Raw genomic sequence first — 14,897 nt, 5'->3', positions numbered from 1 at the left:
CCTCTAAACTTCGTCGTCTTGTTCACCTGAAATTGCGCGTTTTGCAACTAAAATTGCCATTCCTTGTGGTCGCGCCTGCTTTGCCGCAATGGAATTGCCAAGCCCGGCGCGGAAAATCCGCTACCGCGTTCAGCAGGGCTGAACTAGAAGATCGGAAGAATGAGCCAAACACTCTCCAGCCTTCCCCTGCGCCGGGCGGTCGCCGTCGTGGCGGCTCTCAATCTCGGCTATTTCGGGGTCGAATTCGCGGTGGCGCTCGCCATTGGGTCCGTGTCGCTCTTCGCCGACAGCATCGACTTCCTGGAGGACGCCTCGGTCAACCTCCTCATCCTCCTGGCGCTGGGCTTCACGGCCCGGATGCGGGCGCGGGTCGGCATGGCGCTGGCAGGCATCCTCCTGCTGCCGGGGCTCGCCACCCTCTGGATGGCCTGGGACAAGGTCTGGACCTCGGTCCCGCCCGAACCGGTGCCGCTGTCGCTGGCGGGGGCCGGGGCCCTGATCGTGAACGCCGCCTGCGCCGTCATTCTGGCCCGCTACCGCCACCATGAGGGCAGCCTGACCAAGGCCGCCTTTCTCTCCGCCCGCAACGACGCCGTCGCCAATGTGGCCATCGTCGCGGCCGGCTTCATGACCGCTGCGACGCATTCCGTCTGGCCGGACCTGATCGTGGGGCTCGGCATCGCGGCCATGAACGCGGATGCCGCTCGGGAAGTCTGGGAGGCGGCCCGCGACGAGCACAGGGCTGCAACGCCTGAAGCTTGAGGTGCGTTGTCCTGCCTGAACGCTCATGAACGAGGCAGGATCGCGTCATGCTGACCAAAGCCGAACTGGATGCCCCGGCCCATCTGCAATACGAGCCCATCGGCACGAAAGCGGGCCAGGGCCATCCCAGCGACATCAGGGAATTCTCTACCCTGCGGGAAGCCGTTCACTGGGCCATGAACAACGAGGCGCCCGCCGGCATGGAGGCGGTCATCCGCGCCGCCTCCGGGGCGGTGCTGGGGCCGCGCCAGCTGGAGGAGATCTGGTCGAGCCTTCAGGGGCCTTGAGAGCACAAAGCCGATCAGCAGTACTGCTCTCTGTGGCAGGATAATGCTGGCTTCGAATAGAAGCCGGCTGCCAAAGGGCAGCCGGCAGACGAGGTCTAAAATTAGTTGAACTTTTTCTAAAAGCTTTATGCAAGCCTGCAAATCGGCCTAATCAACTATTTCGAGACCTAGATAATCAGGATCATACGCATCGCCGAAGCGGTCAACAACACCAATATTTATAGATGTATCAGTATAAGCTGTGAGATACACAAAAATTGGTTGGTTTGAGGTGTGCCTTAGGAAGGGGTGGCGTCCCGAACCACCCAATTGATATTCGACGGAAAAATTACCTTTAGAAAGCTTATTAATGCTAGAAATATTATTTGACCGCAACGGAGTTTTACGCCCTGTTGATCCAGTGGTATTGAATACACATGACGCAAGTGGGCTACTATTCGCTGCTTCTGGAGCTTCTAAAGGACTAGAATAGCTAATCGTGCCGATCTGCCGCACTGGTCCAACTTTCCGGATGACAGGGCGCGTACTACTTGGAGTGTAAGCCCCATAAATACGAACCGCTGTGCCATCCACGTTGAGAACTATTGAGCCACCAAAAGATGCATCGGCTACAATGCAGTTTGTCGCGCCAGAGTTCGAGGTCCGGTTGTGCATGGATCGTAGATTAGCAACGGTTCGGCCGTTAGCGCCTGACTGTATGATAATATCAGCTAGGCCGCTGTTGTTCTCAAAGTAAACATTTTCGCATGTCAGAGCGTTTCCGCCTTCGAGGCTCGGATTGTTGATCCATATCCCTCCGCGTGAGCCGGATCCGCCGGCGCCACATCCCTCGAAGGAACCGCCGGTAAAGGTAATGGCTGCGCCTTGGTCGAACATAGCGCCCCACTCGCTCTGTCCGCCGATGTTGCACCCAATAAATGTCAAAGCGTTTGGCCCTGCAAAATTGGAGCGATAAGCCCAGATCCCACGATTGCCGAAGGAGATCGAGCATCGCTCGAATGTCGCGGAGAAAGAATCTTCAATAAGCAAGTTGAACTTGAACTCCCGGATATGGACATCCGAGACGCGCATCCCAGACGAAAGCTGGAACTTGATGCCGGAGCCAACGCCAGAATAGACTGCATAGATGGAGAAGCCGGACCAGTTCAGGAGTCGTATTACACCGATCCCACCGCCTGCAACCGTACCGATGTAATAAAACATCGGATTATCGTTCGTGGCGAGGTAAAGAAAACGAGTCGCACCAGAACCCTGGCCTCGCAAATTCACTGTCGGGTTTAATGCGACATCTATCGTGTACGCCCTCGAGTCGAAGGTGACCATGCTACGCATGAGGATGAAACCGGATGGGAGCTCAACCTCTCCGCCGCCATGGGCGAAAGCAACGTCGACCGTGCTTTGCATCGCGATCGTATCATCGGTTCCATAGATCACTCGAGTATTCGACACTGTTGTCGACGCTGCAACATTGAGCTGCACAACCGTGGCACTTATGTAAGATGCAATAGTTGTGGTGAGATACCCGCCGGAAGCGCCGGCCCCATTGATTACGATTACCTTGCCGATGTCGTCCGCGGAAAAGGATGCGCCAGTCACGCTGAGAGCAGTCTGACCCGCCGTAATAGATCCGCCATAGATTAGGACCCCGTCAGCCCTGACTCCCATCATCTGTGCGTGAATCTTACGCTCCGCTAATTGCCACCACGCTCCATCCGCGCTTTGGAAGTGCCATGCCTTAGCTTGTGTTGGAGCGTAATTGAGCCGCGTATAAATCGCTGCCCCTCCATCTCCAGCGGTTGCGTAGCCAAGCAGTCGTACGACCTGAACCGAGGCAGAAATGTATGTAGCAATTGCATTAACCCGAGCGGAGAATACTGCCTCCGCCTCAACATTATCTGCATTCTCAAAAACGGCTTCTGTAGCACCAGAATTCCCGACCATATTCAGCTCCATTAACTAGAACAAAACAAGAACATATGTCTGATGAAAAGTCAAGAATTTGGTCTATTATTACATGTTAATTGCGGGGATATGATGCTTCAGATCTGGGCTAAGTACGTTCGAGGCATCGACGATTCACTCTCAGCACCGTTCTCTGTTTATTAAACGCTAAGACATTTCAGCATCTCTCCGACTTGGCCTGTAGGAACTCCTTAGATCCATCCCAGGCTTAGGGCTCCTACGGCGAGATAGCGCCCCGTCTTGGCCAGCGTCACCAGGGGCACGAACACCCGCAAGGGTTCCCGCAGCACCCCCGCGACGATGGTGAGCGGATCGCCGACGACCGGCAGCCAGCTCAAAAGCAGCGTCCAGCGCCCGTAGCGGTGATACCAGGCCTCGGCCTTTTCCATGCGCTCCCGCTTTACCGGAAACCAGGGCCGGTTCTCGAAGCGGGTCAGGAAACGGCCCAGGAGCCAGTTCACAACCGAGCCGAGAACGTTGCCCACGCTCGCCGTCAGGATGAGCGCCCACCAGGGATGGCGCTCCGCCACAAGCATCGCGAAAAGCACCGCCTCCGACTGGAACGGAAAGATCGTGGCGGACAGGAAGGCGGCCCCGAACAGGGCGCCGTATTCGGCAAGAGGCGTCATGAAGGAACGGGCGGGAAGGGCCGTGGCAGGGCTGGAGCCTGAAGCCCTACCACGCTTTCCCGCTCCTGCCGAGCCGGTCCCGCTTGACCTCGCAGGCAAGGCGCATCACATGCGCTCGCTGAACGATCCGTGCTGTGCCGCGGGGTTGAGCCGCGCGAAGTCGTCGCCCTTCATGTGGACGAGCGTGGCGTGATCGCCGCCCTCGAAATAGACGTCCTTCTGCCGGTCCATGGCGTTCTCGACGATGACGTCGAGGCCATAGCAGGAGCCGACGGGCGGAATGGCGCCGCGGTCGCAGTCGCGGAAGACCTGCACGATCTCGTCCTCGGAAGCCAGGCGCAGCTCCTGTCCCAGCTCCGTCCTGAGATCGGACAGGCGCAGGTGGTGGGAGGCGGGCATGACGGCGAGCATGTAGCGCCGCCCGTCGCTCAGCATCACCCCCTTCGCCATGCATTCGCTCGGGATATGGCCCGCATGGGCCGTTCCCAGCGACGTCATGGCGGGCTCGTGGGCGATCAGGTCGTAGGGAATGCCCCTGTCGGTCATGTAGCGTTGCAGTGTCGGTGCGATGGTCATGACGACCTCCTGCGAAACGAGGATGCTCGCGTATCGGGAGGGCGGTCAAACGGAACATACCGTCGCTTCGGGATGCGCGGCTGCTAAAGCCTCGGACCCAAAAGTGGACTTGCACTTTTGGGATAGGATCCGATGCTTTCTTCCTGAGTGAGAGCATCGTTCAGGCGGAAAACCGGATCCACTTTTCCGCACGATGCTCTAGTCACAGGCGAATGGTACACCTGCGGCATCCCGGCTTCAATCGACCGGGGCCCTGTCCGTGCGAATACTTGCGCAGCCCGCCGAGGTTCATTACGAACGCCTCGCTTGTCCTTCTCGGTTCAAGCTTTCGCCTCTCCGGGCTTTGCAATGAAGTCCGGAGAATGCTCCCGCAGGAAGACTCCCTTGGATCGGTTCGACGTTGTGGTGATCGGCGCAGGCGCCGCCGGGATGATGTGCGCGGCCGAGGCCGGCAAGCGCGGGCGTTCGGTGCTGATCCTCGACCATGCGGCCAAGCCCGGCGAGAAGATCCGCATCTCCGGCGGCGGGCGGTGCAACTTCACCAATCTCCACGCCTCTCCGGCCAACTACATCTCGCAGAACCCGAGCTTCGCCATCTCCGCCCTGCGCCGCTACACCCAGCGCGATTTCATCGCCCTCGTGGAGCGCTACGGCATCGCCTATCACGAGAAGACCCTGGGGCAGCTCTTTTGCGACGGCTCGTCGAGGCAGATCGTCGATCTGCTTCTTTCCGAGATGCGCCAGGCCCATGTGGAGCTTCGCCTGTCCACGTCCGTCAGGTCCGTCGAGAAGACATCCGAAGGCTTCGCGCTGGCGCTTCCGGAGGGAGCGGTGCTGTGCCGCTCGCTTGTGGTGGCGACGGGCGGAAAATCAATTCCGAAAATGGGCGCGACCGGCTTCGGGTACGACCTCGCGCAGCAATTCGGGCTCAAGATCGTCGAGACGCGTCCCGCCCTCGTGCCGCTGACCCTGGAGCCGACGCTGCTGGAGCGGCTCAGCCCTCTGGCGGGCGTGTCGGTCGATGCCGTGGCCGCCTGCGGCAAGACCTCCTTCGCGGAGGCGATGCTCTTCACCCATCGCGGCTTGAGCGGTCCCGCGATCCTTCAGATCTCCTCCTATTGGCGCGAGGGCGACGAGATCGTTCTGTCCCTGCTGCCGGGCGTGAACCTGTTCGATGAGCTGCGCGCAGCCCGCGCGCAGAACGGACGCCAGGCGCTCCAGACCGCGCTCGCCGCCTTCCTTCCCAAGCGACTGGCGCAGCTCGTCGCCGAGACGGAAAAGGGGCCTGCGAACCTCGCGGATTATTCCGACAAGCGGCTTCGCGCCATCGACGAGGCGGTGAAGCGCTGGCGCTTCAAGCCGGCCGGTTCCGAGGGCTACCGCACCGCCGAGGTGACGCTCGGCGGTGTCGATACGAACGAACTCGATTCCCGCACCATGCAGGCCAAGGCCGTGCCGGGGCTCTATTTCATCGGCGAGGTGGTGGACGTGACCGGCTGGCTCGGCGGCTACAATTTCCAATGGGCGTGGTCCTCCGGCTGGTGCGCCGGGCAGGCGGTGTGAACACGGAAAGCGGCGGGCGGCGTCTTCGTCCCGTCCTGGGCCATCGCTCCCGCCTGTGTTATGGTGCATGCGGAAAACCTCATCGGGGAGGGGCGCATGCATTCGGGCATGGTCCTCATCTGGATCGGTGCGTTGCTCATCGTGGCAGGGATCGTCCTCGCAGCGGGGCAGGTGCTCTGGAAGGGGCGCCTGAGCGATCCGCACCAGATAGGCGCATCGGGCTCCGGCACGACGCTCGAACCGCAGGGGCGCGTGCGCGCCTTCCATCCCAGGCACCATTGGCCCAGCATTCTCCTGATCGCGCTCGGCATCATCCTGCTTCTGGCGAAGGCCGCCGTCTGACGGACGGACTTGAAATCGGATTCCGTGAAGCCAGTTGATGCCTCTTCGGACGCCGGGCCACGGCGATCCTCACCGCACGGAGCCGGAGAACCTCCCATGCAGAAGCGTCAGCTCGGTCAGTTGCAAGTGTCCGCCCTCGGTCTCGGCTGCATGGGCATGTCGGAATTCTACGGCAGCGCCGACGAGGCCGAATCCATCGCCACGATCCACCGCGCCCTCGAGCTGGGCATCACCTTTCTCGATACCGCCGATATGTACGGCGTCGGCCGCAACGAAGAGCTTGTTGGGCGGGCCATCGTGGATCGTCGCGACAAGGTGGTGCTCGCCACCAAGTTCGGCAATGTGCGCGGGCCCAACGGCGAGCGCCTCGGCGTCAGCGGCAAGCCCGATTACGTGCGACAGGCCTGCGAGGCGAGCCTGAAGCGGCTCAAGGTCGACGTGATCGATCTCTATTACCAGCATCGCGTCGATCCCGAGACGCCCATCGAGGACACGGTCGGCGCCATGGCGGATCTCGTGCGTCAGGGCAAAGTGCGGTATCTCGGCCTGTCGGAGGCCGGCCCCCGGACCATCCGCCGCGCCCATGCGGTTCACCCGATCTCCGCCCTGCAGACGGAATACTCGCTCTGGAGCCGCGACCCGGAGGAGGAGATCCTGCCCACCGTGCGCGAGCTTGGCATCGGCTTCGTGCCCTATTCGCCGCTCGGACGCGGCTTCCTCACCGGCCAGATCAAAAGCCTCGACGATCTCGCCCCCGACGATTTCCGCCGCAACGCGCCGCGCTTCCAGGGCGAGAACTTTCAGAAAAATCTCGACCTCGTGCGCGAGATCGAAGCCATGGCGCGGGAGAAGAGCTGCACGCCTTCGCAGCTCGCGCTGGCTTGGGTGCTGGCGCAGGGCGACGACATCGTGCCGATCCCCGGCACCAAGCGGCGCAAGTATCTGGAGGAGAATGCCGGCGCGCTCGCCGTGACCCTCACCGGGGAGGATCTCGCGCGCATCGACCGCATCATCCCTCCGGGCGCGGCCGCGGGAACGCGCTATCCGGAGGCAGGCATGAGGATGGTGGGTCTTTAGCGCATCGTGCGAAAACGGATCGGTTCGCCTAAAACGGCTTTCCGGCTTCAGGCCGCCGACGGCCTGTCGAGGGTCATGGATTCCAAGGCTCCCGCCTCGTCGATGCGGCGGACGAGATCGTTCACCTCTTCCTCGCTCTGGTAGATGCCGAAGCCGATGCGCAGGCGCTGGCCGCGCACGTCCGTGACCACGCGCAGCTCCTTCAGGTCGTTGTAGAGAGCTTGCGCCTGCGGCGTCTGGAAGGTGAGGAAGTTGCCGCGCCGCATTTCGTCCGCGGGCACCACGAGAGAGGCGTGCCCGAGCGGGCCGGAGCCGCCGACGCGTTGCAGGAAGTGCTGCTGCAGCGCCTTCGCATGGGCATGAACGATGCCGGGCGTGATGCCTTCGCGCGCAAGCCAGCGCATGACCGCGTTGAAGCGATAGAGCCCCGACGGATCGAAGGTGGCTCCCATGAAGCGCCAGCCGTCCTCGCTGTAGCCCACCTGTCCGCTCTGCGCGTTGGCGAGGTTGCCGAAGGCGGCGTACCAGCCGGTGTCGCGCGGGCGCGGGCCCCAGCCCGGCGGGCAATGCATGAAGCACGCGCCTTCGCCCGCCATCGCGTATTTGTAGCCGCCTGCGATGTAGAACGCCCGGTCCGCGATGCCGCTCAGATCCGTCGGGCGGGCCATGAAGCCGTGATAGCCGTCGATCACGATCATCGCTCCGTCGTGGCCGTATTCCGCGAGGTGGCGCCCGTCCGGCGCGAAGCCCGAATTGAAGAAGACCTGGCTCACGAACACCAGGTCATGATCGTCCTGCGCCGCAGAGAAGAAGCGGTCCTCGAAGGTCGTGAAGGGCTCCGCGGGAATGCGCGTGACGGCCACGAGCCCTTCCTCCTCCAGCCGCGCGATCTGGCGCGTGAAGGAGTGGAACTCGCCGTCGGAGGTGAGAATCCGGACGGGGCGATCGGCGGGGAAACAGGAGAGAAGGCGCTTGAGGAATTCATGCGTGTTGGGCGCCACCGCGATGGTGGAAGGATCGGGCAGGTTGAGGTGCCGCGCCACATGGCCCCGAAACTCGTCGAGCACCGGCCCGAGAACATGCTCCCATTTGTCGTCGATGAGGCAGGCGGCGTCGTCCCAGGCCTTCAATTGCGCGTCGCGGGTCACGTCCGGCCAGGGATGATGGCTGTGGGCCGCGAAATGCAGGCGCTCCGGCTGCGAGTTGAGGAAGCGGGAGAAGTGGGAGCGAAGATCGAGCATGGCGCGTTTTTCCGACCATCAGAGCTTGCCGCGCACGGACCAGAGCTCGGGAAAGAAGTAGCGTTCGAGCGCCTTGCGCAGATAGGTCACGCCCGTGCTGCCGCCGGTGCCGCTGCGCATGCCGATGATGCGCTCCACGGTCTTCATGTGCCGGAAGCGCCATTGCTGGAACGCATCCTCCAGATCGACCAGTTCCTCGGCGAGTTCGTAGAGGTCGAAATGCTCGCCGGAATGACGGTAGATCTCTTCCCAGGCGGCCTCGACTTCCGGGTGGGCCGTGTAGGGCTGGGTCACGTCACGCTCCAGCACCTCCGCCGGAATGGCGTAGCCCCGCCGCGCGAGGAGGCGCAGGGTCTCGTCGTAGAGGCTCGGCGCGCGATAGGCGGCGTCCAGCTGCGCGAAGAGATCGCTCCGGTGCCGGTGCGGCGCCATCTTGATGGCCTCCTTGGCGCCGAGCTTGAACTCCACGAGCCGGTACTGCCACGACTGGAAGCCGGAGGACTGGCCGAGCGCGGGGCGGAAGCTCAGGTAGTCCGAGGGCGTCATGGTGGAAAGGACGGTCCAGGCCTGGATGAGCTGTTCCTGGATCCGGTTGATCCTGGCCGTGCATTTGAAGGCGGGCTGAAGCTCGTCCGCGCGGATATGGCCCAGCGCCGTGTCGAGCTCCCGGTTCATGAGCTTCAGCCAGAGCTCCATCACCTGGTGGATGGTGATGAAGAGAAGCTCGTCATGCTCCGCGGTGAGCGGGGTCTGGGCGGACAGGAGCGTATCGAGCCGGAGATAGTCTCCGTAGCTCATGCCTTCGGAAAAATCGGTATGGATCCCATCCGTCGCAGCCGACACGTTTCTCTCCCGGTCTCGTCCCCGCTTTTTCGCGGATGATCGTCCTGTTTGGGGCACCCGGTTCCGTTCGGCGGCAACCGATGCTCGATCTCCTCAAAGCCGCGCATGACCGGGTGCGGACCGAGGTCCGGTCAGAGAGAGCCGGGCTCCGCGTTCCTGGACGATGCGCTGAAGGTCTTCAACGAAAGTAGGGCATCGCAGCGGACTTGTCATCCCGGGGAAGCGGCGATTGGCATCCGGCCGCCGAGACGATAGGTTGCCGCCCCCGACGATTTCATGACCGGAGAGACCCTCGCATGACCGACACGCTTCCCGACCGCCTGTCCTCGAACCCGAACAGCCCCTATTACAACGAGGAGTTGATCGCGAAGGGGGTGGGCATCCGCTTCAACGGAGCCGAGAAGACCAATGTGGACGAGTATTGCATCAGCGAGGGCTGGGTCCGCGTGACCGCCGGCAATGCCAAGGACCGCTTCGGCAATCCCATGACCATCAAGCTCAAGGGCAAGGTCGAGCCCTATCTCCAGACGAAGGAATAAGCCCGGGCGCCACCCTGGGAGAGGCGCCGGGTTTCGGCGGAAAAGCGCCAGTCCTGCCGTTGGGGCAGGGCTGGACGCGCCGCACCGGGCGCTCCAAGATCGGGTTCAAGCTCGTTGGTCGAGGCTCAGCACCCTCGGGAAAGGCTTGCCCTGAATGGCCCTGGCGTGGCGAAGGACGATGCTCGCGGCAGCAGCCTGCCTCTTCGGCGGGTCCGCACTCGCCCATAGCTGGTATCCGTTCTGGTGCTGCGACGATCACGATTGCCGCGAGCTCGTCGAGGCGCGGGGCGAAACCGTCACCGAGACGGCCGAGGGCTGGCGCCTCTGGGACGGGCGTCTCATCGAACGCGAGTTCGGAAAATCGTCTCCCGATACGAAATTTCACCTCTGCGAGGAGCCGACGACCCGCGCCATCATCTGCTTCTTCGCCCCGCAGGGCGCGTCGTGACGGCTGCGCGCCACCGGCTGCCGAGCGGCCTCATGGCGTGGGATTGAGCCGGGTCCAGATCGCCTCGGCGGCCTTGGTGTAATCGCCGTCGAAATGGTGCCCGCCTTCGAGGGCGACCCGTTCCGCGCTTTCCATTTCCGGCGCCGTGCATGAGGTCTCGTCGTTCTCGGCCTCGTCCTTGCCGTAGATGCATTGCGTGCGCTCGAGCGGCAGCTGGCGAAGCAGGGGGGTAAGCGGCCTGCTCTCGGACGAGCCCGCTCCGATGAAGCCGCCGACCGTGACTTCGAAATCCGCATTGGTGCCGAGCGCCAGAAGCGACACGAGATCGACGCGGTCCCGCACGGCTTTCGGCAGCCTGGGCCAGACATCGGGCATGATGTCGGACCCGAAGGAATAGCCGATCAGCGCATAGCGGTCGGTGCCGAACGCCTTGCCGTAATGATCGAAGAGGAGGGCCAGATCGGCGGCGACGTCGTCGGGGCTTTTCTTCGACCAGAAATAGCGCAGCGAGTCGACGCCGACGACCGCGACGCCGCGCTTTGCGAGCCATTCGCCGATGGACTTGTCGATGTCGCGCCAGCCGCCGTCGCCGGAGATGACGATCGCCAGTCCCGTCACGGGGCCTTCGGGGTTGATGACCGAGACGGGCAGTTCGGAATGGCCGCGCTCCCCGGTGGGCCCGAAGCGCAGGGCGCCCTCGACCAGAACCTTCCGCGCCGTGGCCTCGTCGCCGGCGGGCAGGAAATCCACGTTCTCCGCGTCGCCCTGGAAGGCCTCGATGCTCCCGCGCTCGCTCTCCGGGGCAATGGCCAGCCACGGCCCCGGCAGATGGGGCTCGCGGCGCAGGGCGAAGAGCCCGTCTCCCGCAGGCTCCAGCTTGGGATCGAAGCAATAGGTGCGGTCGGTGCGAAGCAGAGGCTTGAACCCGAGGCCTATTGCGCCTCCCAGGGTATTGGCGGGCGCCTGCGCCAAGGCCGCATAGGCGAAGGCCGCGCCGTCGCCGCGCCCGGCGATCACCGGGAAGAAATAGCGCTTGAGACCGAGCTTGCGCTGCACAGCCTGCGCGAGATCCTTCAAATCGTCGGAGACATAATGGCACTCGTCGTCCGGCGGGGCCTTCGCAAAGTCGGCGCGGAGCGCATCGAAGTTGAAGGAGACGGCGATCAGTCCTTCCTTCGCCAGGGCGAGGGCGTCCTGGCGGCGCGCCTCGGCATCGGCTTCGTCCGCCACCAGGATCACCAGTCCGCGGGCCAGGCGATTCTCCGCCCTGACGATTGCGACGGGGCCGAAGCCGTCCACGTCGATCGCTGTGGTGGAGATCGTCGGCGGCTTCAGCGCGGAAAAGGCTGCGCGGCCGAGAAGAACGCTGCCGGAAGCGAAGGCCGCGAGCGCCAGGATGGCGGTCATGAGGTGAAAGAGCTTGAACGGTTTCATGACCCGCTTCCCTTGCTGACGATCTTCGCCGGTCCGCCCGCGATCAGGCTCGTCACGTCGAGCAGGATCTGCGGCAGTGCCCAACCGCCCGGGCAGGCGAGATAGCGCGGCTCCCATACCGGGTTGAATTTTTCCTTGTAGGCTCTCAATCCCTTGAAGCCGTAGAAGCGCTCGCCGTTGCGCGCGAGGAAGGCTGCGATCTTGTGCCAGCTGGGCGCGAGGCGGTGATCCGACAGGCCGGAGAGGGGCGCCATGCCCAGATTGAACCAGCGAAAGCCCCGCGCCTTGCCTTCCTGCATGAGGTTGACGAAGAGCAGATCCATGATGCCGGGCACATCCGGGACGTAGCGCATGAGATCGACCGTGATCTCGCCTCCGGGGCGGCCGTACCAGATATTGGCGAAAGCCAGGATCCGGCCCTCGCGCCGAATGACGGCCACGTCGAAACGGGACAGGTAGCTCTCCGACCAGAAGCCGATGGAAAATCCCTTCTCGCCCGCGCCGCGTTCGCCGAGCCAAGTATCGGAGACGCGCTTGAGCTCCGGCAGATGCGCGGGAACTTCTGAAGCGGGTATGGTGACGAATTCCAGGTTCTCGCGCTGGGCGCGGTTGAGGGCCGCGCGCCAATCCTTGCCGGCCTTGCCTTCGGTGGTGAAGGCGGCAAGGTCCACATGCGCCTCCTCGCCGAGCTTCACCAGCGAGAGCCCGCCGTCGAGATAAAGCGGGAGATGCGCGGGACTGACCTGATAGAAGACAGGCCAGCCTGCATTCCGGTCCACCTCTTCGAGGAACTGCCATAGAAGATCGGCCGCATGCTCGGACTTGCCGACAGGATCGCCCATGACGACCCAGCTTTTGCCTTGCACGGCATACATGAGAAAGGCCTCGCCGGATGGATGGAACAGGAAACGCTTGTCCTCGAGCAGTGCGAGATGCGCATCGGCCCGTTCCGCATAGGAGAGGGCGGGCGCAAGCGCATCGGGCGTGAACGGTTCCACGCGGCGCGATCCGGGTTGGCGGTGGATCATGGCGTAGAGCGACAGGCCGGCGCCGATGATGACGGCCACGAGGCTGCTGCGCAGGAAGCGCGACGCGTCGTCGTGCCAGTTGAACTGCCACCACAGGTCATGGCTGTAATCGACGTCGTGGAACGCGGTGAAGCCGAGCCAGATCGAGCAGCCGACGACGAAGGAGATGGCGATGAGCCAGCGCGGTTCGAGCGGTTCGGCGAAGATCCCCGCCTTGCGGTAGAACGCCGCGCGGTGGGTGAGGAGAAGGCTCAGCACGGCGCCGAGGATGAGCGCCTCTTCCCAGTCGAAACCCTTGGCGAGCGACACCGCCATGCCCGCGCCGATCACCAGTACGGCGAGCGTCCATGCGCTGGCGAGGCGGCGCAGGAGGCCGCGCGAGAGGATGAGCAGCACCACGCCTGCGGTGCTGCCGACGAGATGCGAGACCTCCGCGAAAGGCAGAGGCACCAGATATTTCAGTGCCCGGATGCGCGAGTAATCGTTGGGCAGCGCGCCGGAGGTCAGCAGCACCAGGCCGCCGAGGAAGGTGAGCGCCGCCAGGATCGCCGGCACGAAGGGCAGCACCAGATGCCTGATGCGCAGAACGGTGCGGGGGACCCGGATGTCGGCGCGGGCCAGTTCGTGAGAGGCATAGAGCGCCACGGCGGCAGTGAACGGAACAAGCGTATAGGTCAGGCGCCAGACGAGAAGCGCGGAGAGGAGGTCCGCCGCGGGAGCCTGCGGAAAAGCCAGCAGGATCGCTGCCTCGAACGCGCCGAGGCCTGCCGGAACGTGGCTGACGACGGCGAGCAGGACCGCGCCGGCGAAGACCGCGGCGAAAGCCGGAAAGCCGATGCCGGACGACGACGGCAGAAGGATCCACAGGGCTGCGGCTGCGGCCGAGACATCGACAAGGCCGAGGCCGATCTGCGCGAGGGCGGCCCGTCCGCCCGGAAGGCGCATGCGGCCGATTGCGCGGTCGCCCCTGCGGGTCCAGGCGAGATAGCCGGCTAGCCCTGCAAGCAGCGCGATTCCGACGCCCCGGTTGAGGCTCGCGGGCAGCCGGTCGAGGGTGGCGAGCGCCTGCGGCTCCATGGAGGCGCTCAGGCCGAGAACGGCGGCCATGCCGATCCAGAGCGTCATGGCCGCCACCGCAGTCAGCCTGGCCACTTCGCTCAGGGTCAGGCCGGCGCGGCCATAGATGCGCCAGCGCACCGCTCCTGCGGTGAAGAGGGGAAAGCCGAGAGTGTGGCCGATGGCATAGCTCGTGAAGGAGCCGATGGCGATGGTGCTGAACGGCACGGCCTTGTCCGTCGCCGCGCGGATGGCGAAGGCGTCGTATCCGACAAGGGCGGCGTAGCTTACCGCACCGAACAGAAGCGACCCGGCGATCAGTTGTGAGGGCGTCGCGAGGGCGCTCGCCGTCACCGCCGCCATGTCGAGACCGGACAGGAGATCGGCGAGCAGGGCCAGAACCGCGGCGCAGCCGGCGAGGGCGAGGACCGGGCCCGCCCAGCGCAGGAGCGGGCGAGGGTTCGGAGCAGGCGAGGCCTCCTCCGGGAGCAGGATGGCGGCCGGAAGCGCTTCGTCGGCGCGCTGGGCGGGCCCGGTGCGCATGGCATGGGTGGACATGGGTCGTCTCGTCTGAGTGAGCGGGGCTTCGGCCGCGGGCCGAGGCAGGGCTTACCGTCGCGGCGCAGACAGGCTGGCAGCGGACGGCGTGCAGGCAGGCTCAGACGGAAGGGGGGCCGGTCGAGGGCGCGGCACAGGGCCGATGGGAAGGAGGCGCGGTCGGATAGGCGGCGCGGCCGTTCTCGATCAGCCGGGCCTCATCGAGGACAGGCCACGTCTCCGGCAGCGGAATCAGGCTTCCGTAATCGTGATCGTCTGCCTGCGCGGCCGAGGGTTGAAGGGCTGCGATCGGCTTGTCGGTGCGCTCGCTCCAGGTGCGGGCCGCCTCCAGGGAGCTCGCCACGGTCCAGAGCCGCTCTTCCTCGATCAGGCACGGCTGCGCCTGCGCCGCGCCTGCAACGATCAGGAGCGCCAGCAGGGGCTGCAGAAGAGCCAGGAGGATGCGGTTCGGGCTCACGGGACAATCGCTTTGCTTTGCGCCATCATCGCGCATGCCGGTTAAATGGCCGCTGAACGCAGCGAAGACAAGCGGCGTGCACCGTTCCAAAAGGC

15 protein-coding genes are annotated in these 14,897 nt (G+C 64.1%); 7 read left to right on the top strand and 8 right to left on the bottom strand.

Features of this window, described 5'->3' with window-relative positions:
• Window positions 1–159: 159 nt before the first annotated feature.
• Together L879_RS0105965 and L879_RS0105960 are read left to right on the top strand one after the other, a co-directional pair.
• Complete coding sequence (locus L879_RS0105965; protein ID WP_027315303.1) at window positions 160–762, top strand: cation efflux transmembrane domain-containing protein; 603 nt, start codon at window positions 160–162, stop codon at window positions 760–762.
• 47 nt (window positions 763–809) lie between these two features.
• Window positions 810–1,049 carry a hypothetical protein gene (locus tag L879_RS0105960; protein WP_027315302.1) on the top strand — a complete coding sequence of 80 codons (240 nt, stop codon included), beginning with the start codon at window positions 810–812 and terminating at the stop codon, window positions 1,047–1,049.
• Window positions 1,050–1,196: 147 nt separating this feature from the next.
• Here L879_RS0105960 and L879_RS23560 read toward each other — a convergent pair whose 3' ends face one another.
• From L879_RS23560 to L879_RS0105950, 3 genes are all read right to left on the bottom strand, one after another.
• On the bottom strand, window positions 1,197–2,990 hold the full coding sequence (locus tag L879_RS23560) for a hypothetical protein (RefSeq protein WP_154664102.1): 1,794 nt from the start codon (window positions 2,988–2,990) through the stop codon (window positions 1,197–1,199).
• A 212-nt stretch (window positions 2,991–3,202) separates the two neighbouring features.
• Window positions 3,203–3,640, bottom strand: coding sequence for a YqaA family protein (locus tag L879_RS0105955; RefSeq protein ID WP_027315301.1), 438 nt, complete (start codon window positions 3,638–3,640; stop codon window positions 3,203–3,205).
• A gap of 105 nt (window positions 3,641–3,745) precedes the next feature.
• Complete coding sequence (locus L879_RS0105950) at window positions 3,746–4,216, bottom strand: aminoacyl-tRNA deacylase (RefSeq protein ID WP_027315300.1); 471 nt, start codon at window positions 4,214–4,216, stop codon at window positions 3,746–3,748.
• Window positions 4,217–4,600: 384 nt separating this feature from the next.
• Here L879_RS0105950 and L879_RS0105945 point away from each other — a divergent pair, with 384 nt between their 5' ends.
• The 3 genes from L879_RS0105945 (at window position 4,601) to L879_RS0105935 (ending at window position 7,198) form a co-directional block, all read left to right on the top strand.
• Complete coding sequence (locus L879_RS0105945) at window positions 4,601–5,779, top strand: BaiN/RdsA family NAD(P)/FAD-dependent oxidoreductase (RefSeq protein WP_027315299.1); 1,179 nt, start codon at window positions 4,601–4,603, stop codon at window positions 5,777–5,779.
• Window positions 5,780–5,875: 96 nt separating this feature from the next.
• Window positions 5,876–6,121, top strand: coding sequence for a hypothetical protein (locus L879_RS0105940; RefSeq protein ID WP_154664101.1), 246 nt, complete (start codon window positions 5,876–5,878; stop codon window positions 6,119–6,121).
• Window positions 6,122–6,217: 96 nt separating this feature from the next.
• Window positions 6,218–7,198 (top strand): aldo/keto reductase, encoded by a 981-nt coding sequence (locus tag L879_RS0105935; protein WP_027315297.1) that lies wholly within the window; start codon window positions 6,218–6,220, stop codon window positions 7,196–7,198.
• A 47-nt stretch (window positions 7,199–7,245) separates the two neighbouring features.
• On the opposite strand, the gene L879_RS0105930 is transcribed toward L879_RS0105935, so the two are convergent.
• Together L879_RS0105930 and kynA are read right to left on the bottom strand one after the other, a co-directional pair.
• Window positions 7,246–8,439, bottom strand: a complete 1,194-nt coding sequence (locus L879_RS0105930; RefSeq protein ID WP_027315296.1) for an aminotransferase class V-fold PLP-dependent enzyme — start codon at window positions 8,437–8,439, stop codon at window positions 7,246–7,248.
• Between the two features lie 18 nt (window positions 8,440–8,457).
• On the bottom strand, window positions 8,458–9,282 hold the full coding sequence (kynA, locus tag L879_RS0105925; RefSeq protein WP_035458797.1) for a tryptophan 2,3-dioxygenase: 825 nt from the start codon (window positions 9,280–9,282) through the stop codon (window positions 8,458–8,460).
• 296 nt (window positions 9,283–9,578) lie between these two features.
• Between kynA and L879_RS0105920 the strand changes: the two genes are divergently transcribed.
• Window positions 9,579–9,821: a DUF3297 family protein gene (locus L879_RS0105920; protein ID WP_027315294.1), complete on the top strand. Its 243-nt coding sequence runs from the start codon at window positions 9,579–9,581 to the stop codon at window positions 9,819–9,821.
• A 178-nt stretch (window positions 9,822–9,999) separates the two neighbouring features.
• The gene (locus tag L879_RS0105915) at window positions 10,000–10,269 is read left to right on the top strand and encodes a hypothetical protein (RefSeq protein WP_027315293.1); all 270 of its coding nucleotides are present in this window, start codon (window positions 10,000–10,002) and stop codon (window positions 10,267–10,269) included.
• Window positions 10,270–10,299: 30 nt separating this feature from the next.
• Here L879_RS0105915 and L879_RS20640 read toward each other — a convergent pair whose 3' ends face one another.
• The 3 genes from L879_RS20640 to L879_RS20635 form a co-directional block, all read right to left on the bottom strand.
• The gene (locus L879_RS20640) at window positions 10,300–11,703 is read right to left on the bottom strand and encodes a virulence factor family protein (RefSeq protein WP_051435093.1); all 1,404 of its coding nucleotides are present in this window, start codon (window positions 11,701–11,703) and stop codon (window positions 10,300–10,302) included.
• Window positions 11,700–14,345, bottom strand: a complete 2,646-nt coding sequence (mprF, locus tag L879_RS0105905; RefSeq protein ID WP_051435092.1) for a bifunctional lysylphosphatidylglycerol flippase/synthetase MprF — start codon at window positions 14,343–14,345, stop codon at window positions 11,700–11,702. Before mprF ends, L879_RS20640 begins: the two co-directional genes overlap by 4 nt.
• A gap of 100 nt (window positions 14,346–14,445) precedes the next feature.
• The gene (locus L879_RS20635) at window positions 14,446–14,802 is read right to left on the bottom strand and encodes a hypothetical protein (protein ID WP_035458794.1); all 357 of its coding nucleotides are present in this window, start codon (window positions 14,800–14,802) and stop codon (window positions 14,446–14,448) included.
• Between the last annotated feature and the right edge of the window lie 95 nt (window positions 14,803–14,897).

It is taken from the genome of Microvirga flocculans ATCC BAA-817 (genome assembly GCF_000518665.1).
GTDB lineage: Bacteria > Pseudomonadota > Alphaproteobacteria > Rhizobiales > Beijerinckiaceae > Microvirga > Microvirga flocculans.
This window is presented reverse-complemented; position numbering and strand designations above follow the sequence as displayed.